Source organism: Shewanella waksmanii ATCC BAA-643, from assembly GCF_000518805.1.
Taxonomy (GTDB): Bacteria; Pseudomonadota; Gammaproteobacteria; order Enterobacterales; family Shewanellaceae; genus Shewanella; species Shewanella waksmanii.
Genome location: NZ_JAEH01000001.1, coordinates 201027 through 219128, shown reverse-complemented (window position 1 = coordinate 219128; position 18102 = coordinate 201027). Strand labels below are relative to the sequence as shown.

General features: G+C 46.1%; 16 protein-coding genes and 1 pseudogene. 9 read left to right on the top strand and 8 right to left on the bottom strand.

The features are described 5' to 3' along the window. Positions 1 to 62 precede the first annotated feature (62 nt). The 4 genes from L865_RS0101015 to torR all read left to right on the top strand — a co-directional run bounded on the left by L865_RS0101015 (position 63) and on the right by torR (position 3171). Complete coding sequence (locus L865_RS0101015) at positions 63 to 368, top strand: winged helix-turn-helix domain-containing protein (protein ID WP_037470332.1); 306 nt, start codon at positions 63 to 65, stop codon at positions 366 to 368. Positions 369 to 591: 223 nt separating this feature from the next. Beyond that, complete coding sequence (locus L865_RS0101010) at positions 592 to 1374, top strand: ion transporter (RefSeq protein ID WP_051484384.1); 783 nt, start codon at positions 592 to 594, stop codon at positions 1372 to 1374. 125 nt (positions 1375 to 1499) lie between these two features. Continuing rightward, positions 1500 to 2237, top strand: a complete 738-nt coding sequence (locus L865_RS0101005; RefSeq protein WP_028771514.1) for a TorF family putative porin — start codon at positions 1500 to 1502, stop codon at positions 2235 to 2237. Between the two features lie 223 nt (positions 2238 to 2460). Next, on the top strand, positions 2461 to 3171 hold the full coding sequence (torR, locus tag L865_RS0101000) for a two-component system response regulator TorR (protein WP_028771513.1): 711 nt from the start codon (positions 2461 to 2463) through the stop codon (positions 3169 to 3171). Here the strand turns inward: torR and torT are convergent. Next, positions 3168 to 4250, bottom strand: coding sequence for a TMAO reductase system periplasmic protein TorT (gene torT / locus L865_RS0100995; RefSeq protein WP_245608369.1), 1083 nt, complete (start codon positions 4248 to 4250; stop codon positions 3168 to 3170). The genes torR and torT overlap by 4 nt on opposite strands. Positions 4251 to 4468: 218 nt before the next feature. Between torT and torS the strand changes: the two genes are divergently transcribed. Next, entirely contained in the window at positions 4469 to 7498 is a 3030-nt protein-coding gene (torS, locus tag L865_RS0100990) for a TMAO reductase system sensor histidine kinase/response regulator TorS (RefSeq protein WP_028771511.1), read from the top strand. A 98-nt stretch (positions 7499 to 7596) separates the two neighbouring features. Here the strand turns inward: torS and L865_RS0100985 are convergent, their stop codons facing one another. Further along, positions 7597 to 7794 (bottom strand): hypothetical protein, encoded by a 198-nt coding sequence (locus L865_RS0100985; RefSeq protein WP_028771510.1) that lies wholly within the window; start codon positions 7792 to 7794, stop codon positions 7597 to 7599. A gap of 275 nt (positions 7795 to 8069) precedes the next feature. On the opposite strand from L865_RS0100985, the gene L865_RS25380 reads away from it, so the two are divergent. Both L865_RS25380 and L865_RS0100970 read left to right on the top strand, forming a co-directional pair. Next, on the top strand, positions 8070 to 8210 hold the full coding sequence (locus tag L865_RS25380) for a hypothetical protein (protein WP_157577380.1): 141 nt from the start codon (positions 8070 to 8072) through the stop codon (positions 8208 to 8210). Positions 8211 to 8536: 326 nt separating this feature from the next. Further along, positions 8537 to 8872: a hypothetical protein gene (locus L865_RS0100970; protein WP_157577378.1), complete on the top strand. Its 336-nt coding sequence runs from the start codon at positions 8537 to 8539 to the stop codon at positions 8870 to 8872. 83 nt (positions 8873 to 8955) lie between these two features. Here L865_RS0100970 and torD read toward each other — a convergent pair whose 3' ends face one another. Genes torD through torE form a run of 4 tightly spaced genes read right to left on the bottom strand, consistent with a single transcriptional unit; the run spans position 8956 to position 13486 of the window. After that, complete coding sequence (torD, locus tag L865_RS0100965) at positions 8956 to 9591, bottom strand: molecular chaperone TorD (RefSeq protein ID WP_028771508.1); 636 nt, start codon at positions 9589 to 9591, stop codon at positions 8956 to 8958. Continuing rightward, entirely contained in the window at positions 9588 to 12080 is a 2493-nt protein-coding gene (gene torA / locus L865_RS0100960; RefSeq protein WP_028771507.1) for a trimethylamine-N-oxide reductase TorA, read from the bottom strand. Before torA ends, torD begins: the two co-directional genes overlap by 4 nt. Before the next feature lie 15 nt (positions 12081 to 12095). Next, complete coding sequence (gene torC / locus L865_RS0100955; protein WP_028771506.1) at positions 12096 to 13274, bottom strand: pentaheme c-type cytochrome TorC; 1179 nt, start codon at positions 13272 to 13274, stop codon at positions 12096 to 12098. 41 nt (positions 13275 to 13315) lie between these two features. Next, complete coding sequence (gene torE, locus L865_RS0100950) at positions 13316 to 13486, bottom strand: trimethylamine N-oxide reductase system protein TorE (RefSeq protein ID WP_028771505.1); 171 nt, start codon at positions 13484 to 13486, stop codon at positions 13316 to 13318. Between the two features lie 297 nt (positions 13487 to 13783). Here torE and L865_RS0100945 point away from each other — a divergent pair, with 297 nt between their 5' ends. After that, entirely contained in the window at positions 13784 to 14158 is a 375-nt protein-coding gene (locus L865_RS0100945; protein ID WP_028771504.1) for a hypothetical protein, read from the top strand. Between the two features lie 106 nt (positions 14159 to 14264). Here L865_RS0100945 and L865_RS0100940 read toward each other — a convergent pair whose 3' ends face one another. Beyond that, on the bottom strand, positions 14265 to 14756 hold the full coding sequence (locus L865_RS0100940; protein WP_028771503.1) for a MarR family winged helix-turn-helix transcriptional regulator: 492 nt from the start codon (positions 14754 to 14756) through the stop codon (positions 14265 to 14267). Between the two features lie 350 nt (positions 14757 to 15106). Here L865_RS0100940 and glnD point away from each other — a divergent pair. After that, positions 15107 to 17662: pseudogene (gene glnD, locus L865_RS22805) on the top strand ([protein-PII] uridylyltransferase); the annotation flags it as partial. 59 nt (positions 17663 to 17721) lie between these two features. Here the strand turns inward: glnD and L865_RS0100930 are convergent. Further along, positions 17722 to 18048: a DUF2956 domain-containing protein gene (locus L865_RS0100930; protein ID WP_028771502.1), complete on the bottom strand. Its 327-nt coding sequence runs from the start codon at positions 18046 to 18048 to the stop codon at positions 17722 to 17724. Positions 18049 to 18102 lie beyond the last annotated feature (54 nt).

The following is an 18102-nucleotide window of genomic DNA, read 5'->3' as shown; positions in this document are numbered from 1 at the left end:
TAACTGCTAAATTAGACGCTATATCAATACTATAATTGGACTGTCAGCGCGTGAACACCCTGATGCAACACCCAACGAAACAGAAAACCGCCTTTCTGCGTAAACTGTATTTAGCTAATCTTATCGCCACGCAGCCACACAACTTGTTGTCGTTAAACAAGCTTACGGGGATGCCACGCAGAACCTTGCAAGACGCCATTGCTGCCTTTGCTGATATCGGTATCGAGTGTCAGTTTGTGCAGCAGGGCGAGCGTAATAACGCCGGTTTTTATCAGATCAATGCTTGGGGACCGATTGATCCTCAATGGCTATTGGCGCATCAAGATAGTTTGCAGCAGTTGTTTGCGCCCGTTGACGATGCGCAGTAATAAACAAGATTAAACTTGCTTCACATACTCCCAAGGCAATTGTGTTCAGGCCTTGGGTTAAGCGATACTTAAGTCTATTTTGTTAGCGTAACGCCCTTGCGGCAGAACGTGATTGTCATCCCCCCTTTATTTATTACCCACTACTACCTTGGTTAAGGAGAATATCGTGCTGGCGAATGTTTCTGGCATTCAGGAAAAACTCAAAGTGATTGATAGCAGTAAAATGTTTCAAGGCTTTGTTATTTTTGTGATTATTGTTTCAGCTCTATCTATTGGTGCGCATACCTATCATCTACCTTCATGGATGGAGCAAGGGCTATCGCTGCTTGATATTGGCATCACCGTATTTTTTGCCATCGAAATTGTGATTCGCTTCTTAGCCAGTGATGGACCGAAGAAGTTCTTTAAAAATGGCTGGAATATTTTCGATACTATCATTGTTATTGGCAGCCTAATTCCTGCTGGTGGCTCAGCCGTATTGCTTGCGCGTCTATTACGTATTTTCCGCGTACTGCGTTTGGTATCGATGATCCCTGAACTCCGTATGCTGGTTAATGCGCTACTAAAAGCCATTCCACGCATGGGCTACATCGCGTTATTAATGTTTGTTATTTTCTACATTTACGGTGCTATCGGTAGCATGTTATTTGCCCACATCAACGACTTTTTGTGGGGGGATGTATCGGTGGCGATGCTGACCTTGTTTAGGGTATCGACCTTCGAGTCCTGGACATCGGTGATGTATGAAACCATGGCGGTTTATCCACTGAGCTGGATTTACTACCTGAGCTTTATCTTCTTAACCGCATTTGTGTTTCTCAACATGATGGTTGGCGCTGTGCTTGATGTTATGACCCAAGAAACCGCTGTGATGCGTGCTGAAGAGGAGCAAGATGAAACTGAGCAGCAAGATGCCAGTGACAAGCCTGCCAGTGCAGCTGATGTTGCTGAGTTGAAAGCGCAAATCGCCGAGCTAAAAGGCTTGCTGACGCAAAAGGCCAGTTAGTTAAGGCTGTTCATATCCTTTCATATAGTTAGTTTATCGGTTCATATCTACTCCCAAGTTCATTAATAACTTGGGAGTAAGCTTTCCCCCATACAAAAAAACGTTTATTCGATGGGGTAAAGATGATGAACAAATCCGTAACGGCACTGCTTACAAGTGCTCTGTTAGCCACAGCAATACCGGCCAGTGCCAACGATGATAGCCAGCTATTTGGTGGGCAAATCAGCGGCAATGTAAAAATGGCCACTGACTATGTTTTTCGTGGCGAGTCAGAAACCATGGATGGCGAAGTGCCCGTGGTTCAGGGAACGCTAGGTTGGAGTAATGATGACGGTTGGTACACCGGAGTATTTGCTTCAAATATTAAGTTTGCCGACCCCAATCTAGAGATTGTTACTGCGCCTTATATTGGTAAAGCTGGCGAGTTCGGCAACAGTGGCTTTACCTATGATGTCATGGTGTTCTCCTACCTTTATGCTGGCGCATCTTATTCAAACTATACAGAATTGTGGATGAAAGTTGGCAAGCAGTTTGGTCAAGCCCATGTGCAGCTGGAAGTCACGCCGACACTAGATGATTGGTTTGGGGTGTCTGGTTGGCAAGGGGTTAACTATGCTATCCACCCTAGCTATGATTTTAACAATGGGGTTAAAGTCTCAGGCTCGTTTGGTTATCAAGACTTAGATGGCGAAGGGGCAGAGGGCTGGACTCACTGGAACTTAGGTGTTGAAGCCCAGTATGTTGGCCTTAATTTCGACCTTCGCTATCACGGAAGCTCAGTTGATGAGAGCCATCTTGTCTACGGCAGTCAAACAGAGATTTTTGACGACCGCGTGGTATTCGGCGTCAGTAAAAGCTTCTAATCTTATTGTGAATAGTCAGTGTAAAGCCAGCATGTAAGTGTTGGCTTTTTTATTGAACGATGACCTAAGTTTAGCTATCGGTACAGTGAAAAAATCACCCAAGCAGTATATTATGGAGCGCTAAAGCCTAGGATTTAGGCTAGGTGACTGTCAGCGTCACCACAGTGTGGTAAATGTAAGCCGGATTAATCAATAAAGTGTTAGGCAAAACATAGGGTAAGTTATGGGCTATCGAGTGCTAGTGGTTGATGATGAAGCGGTAATTCGCGCCAGACTTAAAGGTTACTTTGAGAAGGAAGGTTATCAAGTTGTCGAAGCACAAGATGGTGAACAAATGTGGCAGGCTTTCGAGGCACAAGCCATTGATTTAGTCATGCTAGATATCAACTTACCGGGTACCGATGGTTTGAGTTTGGCACGGCAACTGCGCAGCAAAAGCGATGTGGGGATCATACTGGTAACCGGCCGCGATGAAACCATAGATAAAATAGTGGGTTTAGAGATGGGCGCAGATGACTATGTGACTAAACCCTTCGAGTTGCGTGAGTTGTTAGTCAGGGTGAAGAACTTACTGTGGCGTATATCGTTAGTGAAAAAGGCATTAGCCGAGGCCAGTCAGCCAGCCGATGCAGATGACAATATTATCGCGTTCAATGACTATGTATTGGAATTGAACAGTCGTCAGTTAACCTGTAATGGTCAGCCTATTAAGCTAACCAAAGCGGAGTTTGAGCTACTGACCGCTTTCTCTTTACACCCACAACAAGTGTTATCGCGGGAGCGTTTGATGTTGCAAACCAGCCATCGCGATCAAGATGTCAACGATCGCACTATTGATGTGATCATTCGTCGCCTACGTAACAAGTTAGCTGCAGAGCTGTTTGTGACTGTGCATGGCGAAGGCTACTTATTTGCCGCAAAAGTGAAGGACTAGTCGCCGCTATTGACGCGGTATAGTGGGTAATAATCTGCCGGTGCCAAGCCTTGGCTCAACACGTCCTCACTGATATGGTCGATACGCTGCTGATTAATACGTGGGCCGATATCACCAAAGGCCGGCTCTCCCTGAAGTTCACGAACCGTCACATCAATGGCGAGCTTACCCTGTAGTACCACACTGTCATCGTTACTGTACGCAATACGCTTGCGGTAGATCCCGCGTAACACTGCGGGTGATAAATAACTGCTTAATAGCTGCACTTTTTGTTGTAACTGACGTTGCTGGACAATGGCGACCGCTGCCTCTATGGCCACCGCGCTACCTAATATATAATCTGGCGTTGCACTGGCAAGTAATTGATTAATTTGGTCTCGGTATAGGTTGCGGTTATTGTCAGTATGATGCACTGACATGATTTTCACCGTACTTTCAGCCAAGGCCGCTGTTAAGCCTTGCTCGACAAGATCGCTGCCACCTTGTTTATCTGGGCCTGTAAATAGCGCAACCTGACTATTATCTGCTGCATGTTGCCGCAGATACTGACCCGCGTGATAACCCATTTGGTACCAATTAACGCCGATCCGAGTGTTGATTTGTGGGTGGTTGACTCGATTGACTAAAGCTATCACTGGTTTGTTGATTGGTGGCTGGTATCGGTCTAGTAAATCGGGCACGACGCTGCCTAATAAAATTGCATCAAATTGATGCTTTAAGCAGTAATCTAGCTGGCTCAATTGCTTGTCGACTTGATAATAACCACCGGCTTCAAATAGCTGCATATCAAGCTCAAGGGCTTTTGCTTGCTGGACTAATCCGTAATTGATTCCGGTCCAATAGGTGTCTTTAAGGTGGGGCATTAACACGCAGATACGCCAATGTTGTTTAGCCGAGGTCAACGGCGTGTATTGTAATTCGCGAGCTTGCTGTAACTGCTGATCAAAAGGGTGACGTTGTTCAACCGGCCAGGTGTTTGCCGCTGTGGGTGTTACCAGCAAAGCAAGTAATACAATCAATGAGCGTTTAAACAACTTACCCATAAATAACAACTTACCCATAAATAACAACTTAGCCATAAATGTGGCATCCCTATCAATGACAGCAATGAATGATGAATACAGATCAGTATAACAATCTAGCCACTGCCTAAGCCGCAGGAATAGTAAGGTATTGGTCTATCGCAGCAATGATTGACTAGCCGTAAAGTTACTGGGTAAAAAACACGTGTAGCCAGTCAACTTCTTATACTGATTGGTATAATATTGTAACAGCTTAACGTAAAAGAGTGATCGCCTTGTCGCTACCGCAACTGTCTTTGTTTGCACTTCCCTTATCTCGCAAAAGCTTGATTGGTCGACTACTGCTGGCATTTGCCTTATTAGCGGTGTTGTTATTGCTGCTGATTAGTTTAGGCAGTGTCAGTTTGCGCTGGGTACAACAAGCTGACAAATATCTGTATGAACAAGCGTTGCCAGCCTCAGAGGCGGCGCGTAAATTGGTGCTGTCGAGCAATGCGCTGGCTGACAATGCCAAGCAACTTGGTTTGTCAGATGAAGAAGCGCAGCGACAACTTGTGGGGCGCAAGTTATCACTTAATAGCGCTTCGATGCTGGCCGCTATTCGCGCGCTTAAAGCCAATGATGTCGATTTTGATGTCAGCTTGGCACAAAGCGCAGCCGAAATTATTGCCGATCTCACCCAGCTCGGTGAGCTAGTGGGTGAGCGTATTCGCAGTGCGTATCAATTGGAGTTACAGGGCGAGTCATTGGTGGATGCCGCCGCAGACAGTACCCGGCTGTTACAAGCTGAGCTGGCAATTGTAGATTCAACTATTTTGTCAAAGTTAAGCTTAGCCTACCCGCAAGCGGTAGGGGAAGCACAGACGGCTGCGTTATTGGATAGCTTGATAGAGCAAGATCTTGACCGTCAAGAACAGCTCAATCGGGGCTTAAAAATCATTCATAATGTGGCGTTGCTGGGGCAAATATTTCAGTCTCCTGAGTTAGATTCCGGCCTCATTGCTGGCATAGAGCAAGTTGAGGTTGCCCAAGGTGAATCGCAGCCCTTAGCACTAGTTGGTGCCGACTCAAGTTTACGCTACTTAAATTCGTTGCAGCAGCTCAGTAGTATTATTCGCGATCCGGTGAGAGCCAAGGCATTGCAAAGTACCATCACCGAACTTTTACAGGTGCCACAAAGCTTGGCATTACAACAGCAACATAATCAGCTCTACCGTGCCCAAGAATTGCAGCTGCAAACCCTGATGGACAAACTTAGTCGCTTGAATCAGGCGGTAGACAGTGCCATGCGCAATCAAGCCTCTGAGGCTGATAATGCTCGCCAAGCCTATTTGCAGCAATTACGTTGGGCTAAGTGGGGGTTATGGGTGACAGGACTTTTGATTTTACTCGTCATTGCCACTGTGGTGTATCGGGTGATTTACCGAGGCATCGCCCTTAAGCTCGATGCCGCCACCAAAGCCTTAGCTCAGTTAAGCTTAGGCAATACCAATGTCACCATTGATACCCAAGGTGACGATGAATTAGCAGCGATGGCTAGCACCATTAAGGCGTTTAAACAAAAAACCGACCATAACCTTAAACTACAAGCACAGTTGCGGGATACCGCTGCCGAGTTATTCGAACATAAACAAGCGCTTGAGGCCAAAGTTGAAGAACGTACTTTGGCACTTGCTCAGGCTAACGAGCAGTTAGATAAAGAGGTTAAGGGTCAAGAAATCGCGCGGGAGATGGCCGAGCAAGCCAATCAAGCTAAGTCTCTGTTTTTAGCCACTATGAGCCATGAGATCCGTACCCCTCTCAACGGGCTATTGGGCACGTTGACCTTGCTTGGCCATGCTAATTTGCCCGCCGCACAACAGCAGTTGTTGGCGCTATCACAATATAGCGGCACCTTGCTGCAAACAGTGCTGAATGACATTTTAGATTTCTCACGGCTAGAACAAAGCAAATTGGCCAATGAGCCGCGAGCAGTGGAACTCAATCAGCTACTAGATGAAGTGACTGCGATTATGTTGGCCGGTGCAGGGCTAGCGGGATTAACCCTGCGAGCTAATCATGACAACCTGCCTAAGTGGGTGTACCTCGACGGCCCCAAATTACGTCAAGTATTGTTTAATCTGCTGGGCAATGCGATTAAGTTTACCCCCCAAGGCCGCATAGAGTTGTCGGTGATGCAGCAGGGACAAAGGCTGGAATTTACTGTTACTGATAGTGGCATTGGGATTGACCAACAAGCCATGAGTCAGCTGTTTAAAGCCTACAGTAACGAACCCTCTAAAGGCCGCGATCGTGGTACTGGATTAGGCTTGGCGATCAGTAAGCAGTTAGTGCACCTAATGGATAGTGACAGCCCATCGCAAAACCATGGTTTGTGGGTGCGCAGTGAGGTGGGTAAAGGTAGTTGCTTTGGCTTCTCTTTGCCGCTAATTGAGTGCCAAGGGCCGCAAACCGAGCAAGATGAGCAGGTACAGTTGGTCGAACCCAAGCGGGTACTGGTGGTTGAAGACAATAAGATCAACGCCATGGTTGCTCAAGGATTCTTGGCCCATCTTGGCCATGATTCGGTGTTAGTGGGCAGCTGTCAGCAAGCACGTCAATGCTACACCGCAGAATGTGCCGCGCAATTCGATGCCATTATGTTGGATATTCAATTGGGAGATGGCTCCGGCTTAGATTTGCTCAAACAATTACAGCAAGTCAATCAACATGCTCAGCTTAGTACCCAAATCGCCGCATTTACCGCGCAGGTACAACCTCAAGATATGATGCGTTATCAGCAGTTGGGGTTCGATGAAGTGTTAATGAAGCCTCTCGATATGCAGGCATTGCAGAACTGGCTTGGGCGCGGCAAAGCGCTTGCTGATGTGACCGATGTGACCGATGTGACAGGCGATGGTGTCGATATACTTCGCAGTAATGTTGAGGTACGACAAGATGACGCGCTGTTAAATGAACAGCCGCAATCTCTATACGCAAACTTACTGGATTTAAGCCAGCTTGAACAAGATGAGCGGTACTTGGGTATTGACGCCATAGAGGAGATTTATCAGCTGTATCTTGTCTCTAGTGAGCAACATATTGCCAGCCTAGCCAGTGGTGAGAATGACTATCTTAAAGTTATCCACGCCCTGAAGGGCAGCAGTGCTAGTATGGCTATGCTGCAATTAGCGCAGGAGTGTAAACAGGTTGAGTTACTCGGCCTTAATGCACAGCAATATGTGAGTGAGCAACATGAGCGGATTTGCCAAGTTTGGCAGCAGTCAATGCAAGCGTTAGCAGCTTGGTTAGCAGATAATAGATAATGAGCGTATAGCTTTGATTAATAAGCTTGGTAGAGTTGCAGGCTACTGCTAAAAAGCCATCTACTCCAAGCTTAATAGGGTAGTTTACATATTACCGGTTAGCATTTCGCTAGGCATTGTTGGCGTTTTTGCTCACATACTTGTGGTGAGCTCCATGGTGTAGCAGTACAGTAGCCGTAGCCACGATTACAATCTACCGCACATTGAGAAATTTCTGCGACCACAGAAGTTGATGCCATAGACATCCCAAATCCCATAGAGATAGCAACCAGGGCAAACTTAAGTTTATTTTTCATTATTCATCCTTACGTATTATTCAATCTATCGCTCTTCAGTGAGCAACAATCAACCTAGCAAGCTGCTTTTTAGCTGACAACACAGGTGCGAGTAAATCATCATGATTGCTTTGAAACGTATCTGTTTATTCTTGGCTTTTTGAAGAAATACTCGGTTAATCTAGTACTTTAAGTTAATTGCGTAGCTGTTGAGGCATAGATAGGATCCATTCATCGATATACTAAGGTCGTCATTGCCCTGTACGTCGGCTGAAATTAAAAGGAATTAGGGATTAATGGCTAACTTATTAAAACTTATACTGCTACTTGGTTTAGCGCTGCTGGGTTATCAGCAGTGGTTTGCCCCACTGCCGCTGCAAACATACTCTTTTACTAATGTGCCGGTCACAGTGGCGATGTTATACCAATCAGTATAAACATTTAGTCACTCAGCGAGAGTTTAGCGGTTCTGAGGTAAGGCAACGAGTGAAGAGCATAGTTATTCTACGGTTAAGCTCGTTAACACAGCATCAGAATCGCTAAAACTCGCCATTGTGGCGCGTTTTAGGCTGCCTGCTTCTGCGTTGAATAATTTCACAAGGGAACAACCATTGTTTCAATCATTCGCCTTGAATTAGTTTGCCCAAAGCGCGCTGAGTAGATCAAATTCTTATACTGATTGGTATTAGAAGGTGCCCACATTAAGCGAGACACCGATAGCCGTACGGATATTGAGTCAATCATTTCACAGGGTAAGTTCACCATGGCCGCGTTGTCAGTGAGCTCTGAAATGGAGAAGTTCGAACAAGCTGATATGGAGTTTATCGCTGACGATTTTGATGAGTTCGAGCTGATAAGCTCAGCTTATACAGGCTTGAAAAACGGGGCCGCGACTGAGATTGACCGTGGTTATATCTCTCATAATGGCAAGCGTGGTTATCAAATGACATTACAATTCTCTAATGGCGAAGATGAGATCACCATGCAGCAGCGCATTTTTATCGTCAATGACTATTTATTGGTCTTTATCGGTGGCTACAATAGCACCCAGCAGCAACGAACTGTGTCGCAGTTTCTTGATTCAATTAGTTTTGGCTAACGGTGGTATTTAAGCAAAGGCCAACCGCTATTTAGGGTTGGCCTTTTCAGTGGAGATACGGTGATACAAACCGTGTGTAAGTACTACAACTCGCCTTGCATCCATTGCAGATCTGATTCCACCCATGACTGAGTCAGCCGTGCTAGTGGAAGGTAGAAACTGCCTTGATCGACTTCTGCAACTTTATTGACAAAATTGGCCAGCCAATTTGCCAGGTTATGTTGCACAAACTCGCACTGCTGCGCTAAGTCTTGGTTCACACAGATGTGTGCAACGTAGGCAAGCATTACCGCAATGTGATCAGCTGGCTCAGGAAATTCACTCTGAACCTGCAATTGGCTCTGTTTGAGAAATTGACTCATTTGCTGATGCTGCTCACCAAACAGTAATGGTTGGTCATCATCGCTGCTCGCTTGTTTTTGTAAGTACAAGCTGGCGTAGGGTGAGGCGCTATGCTTGGTGCCCACCAAAAATAAGCCGCAGTAATCTGCTGCCAGTTCTAGCAATGCTTTATCGGATGTCAGTGTTTGCAGCTTGGCGACAATCATCTCAACATCATGACTAAAGCTAGGCTCACTGCCGAGCTGTTGCCAAAATGCCATTGCCTGAGCACTGGTTAGCTCATGCAATATTTGATGATCGACCTCTTTGGCAAATAAGGACGACAGTAGCTGATAGATACTGGCTCTTGCTTGGTTCACTGATTGTTGTTGGCTCATAGTGCAATCTCTACTGGGCCGCTAAAAGCACTCACTTGAGGTACTTTGCCGCGATACTTTTCAAACTCAACTAAACAGGTATAGGCAGCACATGCCTGTGCTAATTTAGATGTACCGATATCTTGGGTTAGTGTATTGGGGTCGCCGTAACTACACAAGGCGCCAATTTCTGCTCCGCCTTCTTTGCTGCCATCTTCACCAACTGGGCCATACCAAGCGCCTTCGTGGATACGAATCACACCTTGCGGGAAGTTATCAGAGACTACGGCTCCGGCAAGCAACTGACCACGGTCATTGAAAACCCGCACGATATCCCCTGATTGAATGCCGCGTTGTTTGGCGTCAATTGGGTTAAGGTAAACCGGCTCACGGCCATTAACGGCATAAGACTCACGGTAGGCTTCAGATTCACACATTTGTGAGTGCAAACGTTTATCTGGATGGCAAGACTGCATCCACACCGGGAATTTATCCGAGCCTGGGCCACCATGACAGCGCTCAGATTTCTCCATCCAAGTAGGATGACCTGGGCAGTCGTCATAGTTGTATTGGGCTATCTTGCGGCTGAAGATCTCAATTAGCCCGGACGGTGTGCCCAGTGGGTTAATCTCAGGATCTTCCCTAAATGCGGCATGACGAGTCCAAGGCTTACCTTCACCAAAGTGCACATAACCTTGTTTCCAGAAGGTGTCAAAGTCAGGCATGTCGAATTTTTCAGCATTGGCTGCCTTGCAGTCATTGTATAGATTAGCTATCCATTCACGTTCAGTCAGGCCGCGTGTGTACTCCTTCTCTTTGCCAAGAAGACGGGCAAAGCGAGTGAAGATCTCAAAATCAGATAGACTTTCAAATAATGGCCCCACCATTTTCTGCATCGCTAAAATGCCACGGTTGGCATAGCTACCATAAACATCAATGTCGTTACGCTCAAAGGTGGTACAAGCTGGCAATACGATATCTGAGAATCGGCAGGTAGCCGTCCAGTTCATATCAATGGTCACCACGCACTCTAGCTTATGGAAAGCTTGCTTCATGCGATTGCGATCTTGGTGATGGTTCCACGGGTTGTTGCCGGAGAACACCATCATTTTGATATCTGGATAGGTGACCTTGCTACCATTGGCATCGATAGTTTTACCAGGTTCCAAAATGGCATCAATCCAACGTGCTACTGGAATGGTGCTGCTGGTGCCTTTAAAGTCATTGTTATCGAAAATGGGCTTTTGGCCTTCATCTAAGTTGCGCGGGAATGCGCCTGGCGCGGCGGCGCCTGATGATGGCACACCGATACTTGAGTAATGGTGACCATAGCTAATCCCCCCACCGGGTAGTCCAATTTGGCCAATCATGGTGGCCAGTACAGCCGCCATCCAATAGGGTTGTTCGCCATGTTGCTGACGTTGAATGCACCAGCCCATTAGCATTTGAGTGCGATCTTGGGTCATCACTTTAGCGAGATCGCGAATGATTTCTGCCGATACGCCGGTAATGTCTGATGCCCACTCTGGGGTTTTTTCGATGCCGTCGGTTTCACCTTGAAGGTAAGGTAAGAAGCGATCAAACCCAAGGCTATAGCCGTCTATGAAGGCTTTATCATGTAGATTTTTGGCTACCATTTCATGGGCAATACCTAACATTAAAGCCACGTCAGTTTGCGGGTTAACGTATAGCTGTTCGCAACCTAAATATTGCTGAGTTTTAGTCACAACCGGATCAATACTGATCACCCGTATTTCGCCTTTGGCCACTTTATCCTTTAGTTGAGCAAGGTAAGCGTAAGACTCATGGGTCTCAGCATTCCAACCCACCTGCAAGTTTTTGTAAGGATCATTGGACCATAAAATAATGGTTTTGCTGTTTTCTAAAATCAGCGGCCATGAGGTACCCTGAGCGTACACTTCGGTTGAGCCCAAAATATAAGGCAAGATGGTTTGCCCTGCACCAGTAGAGTAATCCCCGACTTTTTTTACAAAGTTACCGTGCATGCCAACAGCACGTTGCATATGGCTGGTACTTGAGTGCAGCTGGCCGGTTGCACGCCAACCAGTTTGCCCGGCGTGTAAGCCTGATGGCCCATATTTGGTTTGTACTTCATCCAATGAGTCTTTAAATAGCGATAGCGCTTTGTCCCAAGTGACGCGTACAAACCGGAAATCACCGCGCTGCGTCGTATCACTTTTGTGGCCATTCAATAGGAAGTCTAAACGCACCATGGGGTAACGTACCCGTGATGGGTTGTAGACTAAGCCCTTAACACCATTGATCATGTCTGTCGGGTATTTATCGCTATCAAAAGGTTTCACCTCGGCAATAACCCCGTTTTTGCGCTTCATTTTGAACGCGCCAAAGTGCGAACCTGTGGTCAGCCAACCATCGCTAGCTCCGGCGCCGCTGGCTGCTAGGGCATTAAGCGGGGCCAATACTGATGAGCCACTAAGCACAACGTAAGAAGTGCCGACTAAGCCTTTTAGAAAATCTCTTCTGTTCATAATACGTTGTCCTAATTAGTGCGCTGACTTATCAAAGGTTGATGAATGCTCTTGCAGATACTTCTGCACCAGTGCTTGGGTATCTTGGTCCATGTTGACGAAGGCAATCATGCCTTGGAACATGCCTGGCCAAGTGTTGGCGTCAAAATGGGCGGCATCGGGTTGGGTATGACACACACTACACGCGGTGTTATAAGTGCCGCGAGCATAATCCCAAAGCGGCTGTAGATCGCTCAGTAGGTAGTCAGTATCAGTCCAGATAGCCGCTTCAACACGTTGCCATTTTAGCCCTGTCATTGGGTCTTCTTGCTCTTCAAATGTGGTGATAACTCCCTCTTCAAGTGCGGCATCTTTGGTGAGCTGTGCACTTAAAATATTAAGACCGAAGTCATAGTAGATAACCCGTCCAGCACCAATTTTCTTGCGCCAGCCATCAATGCCAATCTTGGCGCGATTGCCTTTGATTTCGAGGACTTTAACCTTGGTCGCAATGTTTAAGGTGCCCGCTTCAACGTCGGTTTTTTCATTGAAGTAAAGGGGTTTAGTGAGCGCAGTAAAGTAGCTTTGGTCGACCTGCAAACTACTGACCCCTGAGCCAACTTGGCCAATGAGTTCAGGTGCGCGGGCTGTCCCCATGTCGGGTAGCTTATGGGCAATCCCTTTGTGGCAATCGATGCAGCTCTGGTCAAGCTCGGCTGCACGTTTCATCTGCTTTTGCGCCAGCTGCGACATATCTTCCCATTTCATGGAGTCGTAGTTGTGGCAGTTTTTACATGCTAATGAATTGTCTCTATCGAAACGTTTCCATTCACGACTGGCCATCTCTAAGCGCTTGTCTTCGAATTTCTCTGGGGTGTTGACGGTCTGTAGTAACCAACCCCATACATCGTGAGACGCTTCCATTTTGCGGCCAATCTTACGGCTCCACTCGTGAGGAACGTGACAGTCTGGGCAAGTCGCCCGTACACCAGAGTGATTAGACCAATGCACAGTTTCTTGTAGCTCTTGGTAGGGCTTACTCTCCATGCTGTGGCAGCTAATGCAGAACTCTTCAGTATTGGTCGCTTCCAGCGCGGTGTTAAACCCACCCCAAAAGATAATGCCCATTAGAAAAGCGGAAATACTGATTGAGCCCAGTGTTAGATATTGAGCTGGTTTGTTTAGTGTGCGCCAGATGTTGATAAGCCATCTCATAATCGCATCCTCTTAATAAAATATAGTGACTGATTGCAGGGCTAGTGGGCGACAACGCCACCAAAGGCTTGAATCATCCAAATGATGAATCCATAGGCGCTGACAAAGCTGGCGCTGAGGACGGGAAATAAAATGAAGATGATGAAGCCTAGGGCCTTCAACTCATCAGATTTATTGCTAAGCGATTGACTCGCAGATTGTTGCTTGGCCATGGTGCTGACTCCGGCTCAATGTTCAATTTCGATGGCGCCATTATAGGTAGCAGATGTGAACAGCGATGGCAGTGGCGATGAATGGAATGCGACAACTTATGACAAAATATGAATGGATTTTTATAGTGAATTTTTTCTGTTTTAAATCAGTTGTATACATTGTTTTTGGGACAGGGTTTTACCAATCAACTCGTGAGAGGCAGTGCTTTTCTATGAAAAATCAAATTAGTTCCTCATTATTGCTAGCCGGCAAACCCCGCTAGGCTTGCGAGTTTTTGTATACCTGTAGGAACCGCCATGCCATCAACAGACCTCACTTGCCGACTTGCATCGCTGTGTGCCGATATTCGCCGAGCTTTAAATCAGGAGGTTATCGACTATAACGAAGTCGCGCTCTACGCTGAGTTTGCCCTGAGCCGCGCCTATGAAATGCTGTTACTGAACGGTGGTGACTTTGCACTGCAACAAACCGAAGCGATCATTGAGCGGGCACTACAAGTGATGCCCTGCTTAACGGACTTTTTAGCCGAAGCAGAGCAACTGCTGTGTAAGTTAGGCAGTGTTAACGGCCAGGCTGAACTTGCCGATGTTTGCGCGCAGATTGTTGAGCCGTTATTGCATATTAAAGTGATTGCGATGAGTAAGATGAATAAAAGCGAGTATCTGATTTAACACAGCATGTACTTACGCTGTTTTTAACGTGCAGTCCCGCCGTTCAAACAGTGGGTTCAGCACGTTAAATCAGCAACAAAGCTGCAATTGATAGGGGTTATGGCGCCTAAGGGATAGGCTTACTGTTGCAAGCCTGCAAAGGGTTAATTTCTAGTACTGGGGCAGCGTCTAGCTCGTTGGCATCCATCATGGTTGCAATGCGTTGCATTGAAGAAAGCAGTAAAGTTTGCTCCCACTCGGGCAGGACTTGAAACTTTTGAATAAAGTGCTCTTGTAAAGGTTGCGGCGCATCAATCAGACTGGCATGGCCCTGCTCAGTTAAAAAAAGGCTCACTCTGCGTTTGTCTTGATCACTGCGGATGCGTTGTATTAATGCTCTGCTTTCTAGCCTATCTAAAATATTGGTGACGGTGGCAGCGCTCAGATTAATATTTTTGGCTATCTGACTGGCGGTGATCGCCTCTATATGGGCTATTTGCTGCATGATAAGCAACTGTGGCCCAGTTAACCCTGATAGCTTGTTCAATTGTTTCGAGTGCAAATCAATGGCTCTAATCACTTTTCTTATAGAGACAAGTAGCTCTTCATGTTTTTCCATTGGCGATAACATCAGACTTAAAAAAGTTAGAGTACATGAATATTATCGCGATTGGCAACTGACGTTTGACCTGCTGGTTAGTGTTTGTTGATGTGAGTTAGCACGCCGATTTATCACTGTTTTTATCGATAAAATAAGCGTTTTACCTAGGCCTACAGCCAAGGCTAATATTGACATGTACAAAAAAACACCTCAATATTAGTTAGAGTTAAAACTATTTTAATTCTAACTAATTGTGCCTGTACCACTGCAGAACATGTTCAGCATTGTCGCTTATTGATTGCTGTCGATTAGGGTTAATTAACGAGTTTGAGCAGCAACATGGCAAACGCTTAGGAATACTAAATTAGATGCGCAATGGTTCAACTGACACTCAAGCACCTTCGTTGAAGTCGCAAGTAGAGGCGTTTGATCAACAGCTCAATGAACTGTTTTTGACCGAATCTATCCAGTCATTAATGGCGAAGCGGTCCGACTTTTTCGATAATCTTCTCAGCCAGTTATGGCAAGATTTTGGCTTGCATCAATACCCCATAGCCCTAAATGCGGTCGGTGGGTTTGGTCGTGGCGCGCTGCATCCTAAATCAGATATTGATATCACCATCTTATATGACGGTAAATTGAGTATTGAAGCGGAAATTCAACTGAGTGATTTTCTCACCCGTCTATGGGATTTAGGTGTAGATATTGGTCAGTCGGTACGCTCAATTAAAGAGACCATCACCTTCGCCCAATCCGACATCACCATTGCCACCAACTTACTCGATATTCGCGTTATTTGTGGTTGCCAGTCTTTCGCCGCCAATGTGCTTAGCAAAATAGGCAAAGAAGGTATCTGGACCATGAAAGACTTCTATGATGCCAAGCTCGAAGAGCAAGAGACACGGCATAAAAGAGCGCGTAATACCGCTTTATACTTAGAGCCCAATATTAAGAATAATCCCGGCGGCATGCGAGACCTGCATACCATTGATTGGTTGGCGCAAAAACACAATCAAACGCCGCTCGACCAACAACAGTCACTGGCTCAGTACCTGTCGGCAGAAGAGATTTTTGAACTCTCTGAAGCCTATGATTATATTTGTCGAGTCCGCTGGGCATTACACGTCACAGCCAAGCGTGCCGAAGAGAAACTGTTGTTCGACCATCAGGGAGAAGTGGCGCAGTTTATGGGCTTTGGTGGCCAAAACAATCAGCTAGCCATTGAAAATATGATGCGCCAGCTGTTTAGGGCCATGACTCGTGTGCGTGAGTTTAATCAGATCATTATTGACTCACTGACCTTCACCTTAGGTTTTCATTCTCGACCGGTTGCTAGTATTGAAATTGATGAATATTTCAGTATTAAAAACGGACTCATCTCGGTGAATTTCGACCAAGCATTTATTGATAAACGTCAGGTGATGCGCTTGTTTTACCTGCTTGCAGACCATCAGCAAGCGCAAGGGATCGCCCCTGGCACCTTAAGATTGCTTAGACAAAACAGGCGTCGGTTGTTAGGCGAGTTGATTGACTATCAAGGTTGTAGGGAAGAGTTCATACGCCTAATTACCCATAAAAATGGTTTGAAACTGGCATTTAGTTTGATGCATCGCTACGGTGCGTTGGCGTCCTACAGTGCCCATTGGCGCTGGATTGAAGGTAAGATGCAGTTTGATATGCATAACGCCTACACGGTAGATGAGCATGCGTTTAGGGTGGTGCAAGCGCTTGATGGTTTTTGGGATATTGGTAATGAAACCTTGCTGGTTAACCAAGTCTGTAAGCGTGTCAGAGATAGAACAGGGCTTATTTTAGCGGCGTTGCTGCATCATATTTCCGGTCAGCAATCGATTGATAAAAATGAGCTCAGTGCGATTCAGGCCAAAGAGTTTGCTAGTCAGCATACAGAAAAGAAATCCACCATAGATTTAGTCTATTGGCTGGTGGCCAATCAAGACTTGTTAGTCTCGGCGATTCAAACCGTCGACATTGCCGACCCCAATGTGATTAAAGATCTGGCCAAGCAAGTGGGCAATGAAGATAAGCTCAATGCGCTGTACTGTTTTACCGTTGCCGATATGATGGCAACCAATGAAGAGTATTGGAATGATTGGCAAGAAGCGCTGCTGAACAAGTTGTATTTAGAGGTACGAAAAGCCCTTAAAAGCGGCATTGAGAACATTTTCGAAACGAGGGTGTTGCTTAGAGAAAATAAGGCGACAGCCAAGCAGCAGCTACTGGCACAAGGTGTCGAAGAGGTCGATGTTATTGCACTATGGTCACGATTACCGAATCACTTTTTTAGTGCAAATACTGCCAGCTCCATCGCGCTGATCTCCCATCAGTTGTTGCGCAACATTGAGCAGAATATTCAAGTGTTCTTTGTGCAAGATACCGCAGAAAACTACACGCAACTGATTGTTTATACAAATGATAGAAATAACCTCTTTGCCGATATTTTTAATGTGCTGTCCGCGGCCAAGTTGAGTGTTAAAGATGCGCAAATAATGAAAAGCAAAGACGGCAATGTGTTAGAGATCATTAAACTGCTGGATGCCGACAATCAGCCCATTGTTGAACCCATGCGTTTGCAGCGTTTAAAGAAAAGGGTCACGGAAGTTATTGTTGATGGCAGTAAAGTCAAGTTAGCGGCGAGTCCACGGTATGTGCGCAACTTTGATAGTGACCCCGAGATTGATCTGTTAGAGAGCACCCGCAAAAACAAAGTATTGCTGAAGATAAATACCTTAGATAAACCCATCTATATGCAAAGTATTTGCTCTGCCTTTTCTGCATTGGACTTAACGATTCACTCAGCAAAAATTACCACACTGGGTGAGTCGACTGAAAACGTGTTTTTGCTCTCCAATCGTGATGAAGAGCCGATGACAACCAAAGAGAAACATCATATTAAAGGCGCAATCAATGCCAGCTTGATGGCGTTACCGTCGTAACTTTGGCTGCCATGACACTCAGGCGAACACTAGCTTAATAAGGTCCAGCAGATGAAGCCTATCCAGCTAATCAGTAATAGTCCCCAAGGCAGGTAGCGGCTTTGGGAGTTGTTGTTGCTCACCTCGACTGAGGTCTCAACATCTTCTTGGCTACGCGCTTTGGCTTTAATGGCCTGTTTACGCACTTTATCTCTCTCGCGGGCCTTACCTTTTTGTAGCTTCTTATATTCAGCAATGCCTTTTTCAATGCCCTGGGCGATCAGTTTAGTTTGCTCTTTAGTCTGCCCAGGTTTTTGAGTTGCCTTGGCAACCTTGAGTGCTTCATTCTTGGTTTCGTTAGAAGTTGTTTTAGCCATGTTGTTGCGAGTTTAACGCCTGTTTTAGCGAGTCGATAAGCGCACTATATCAGG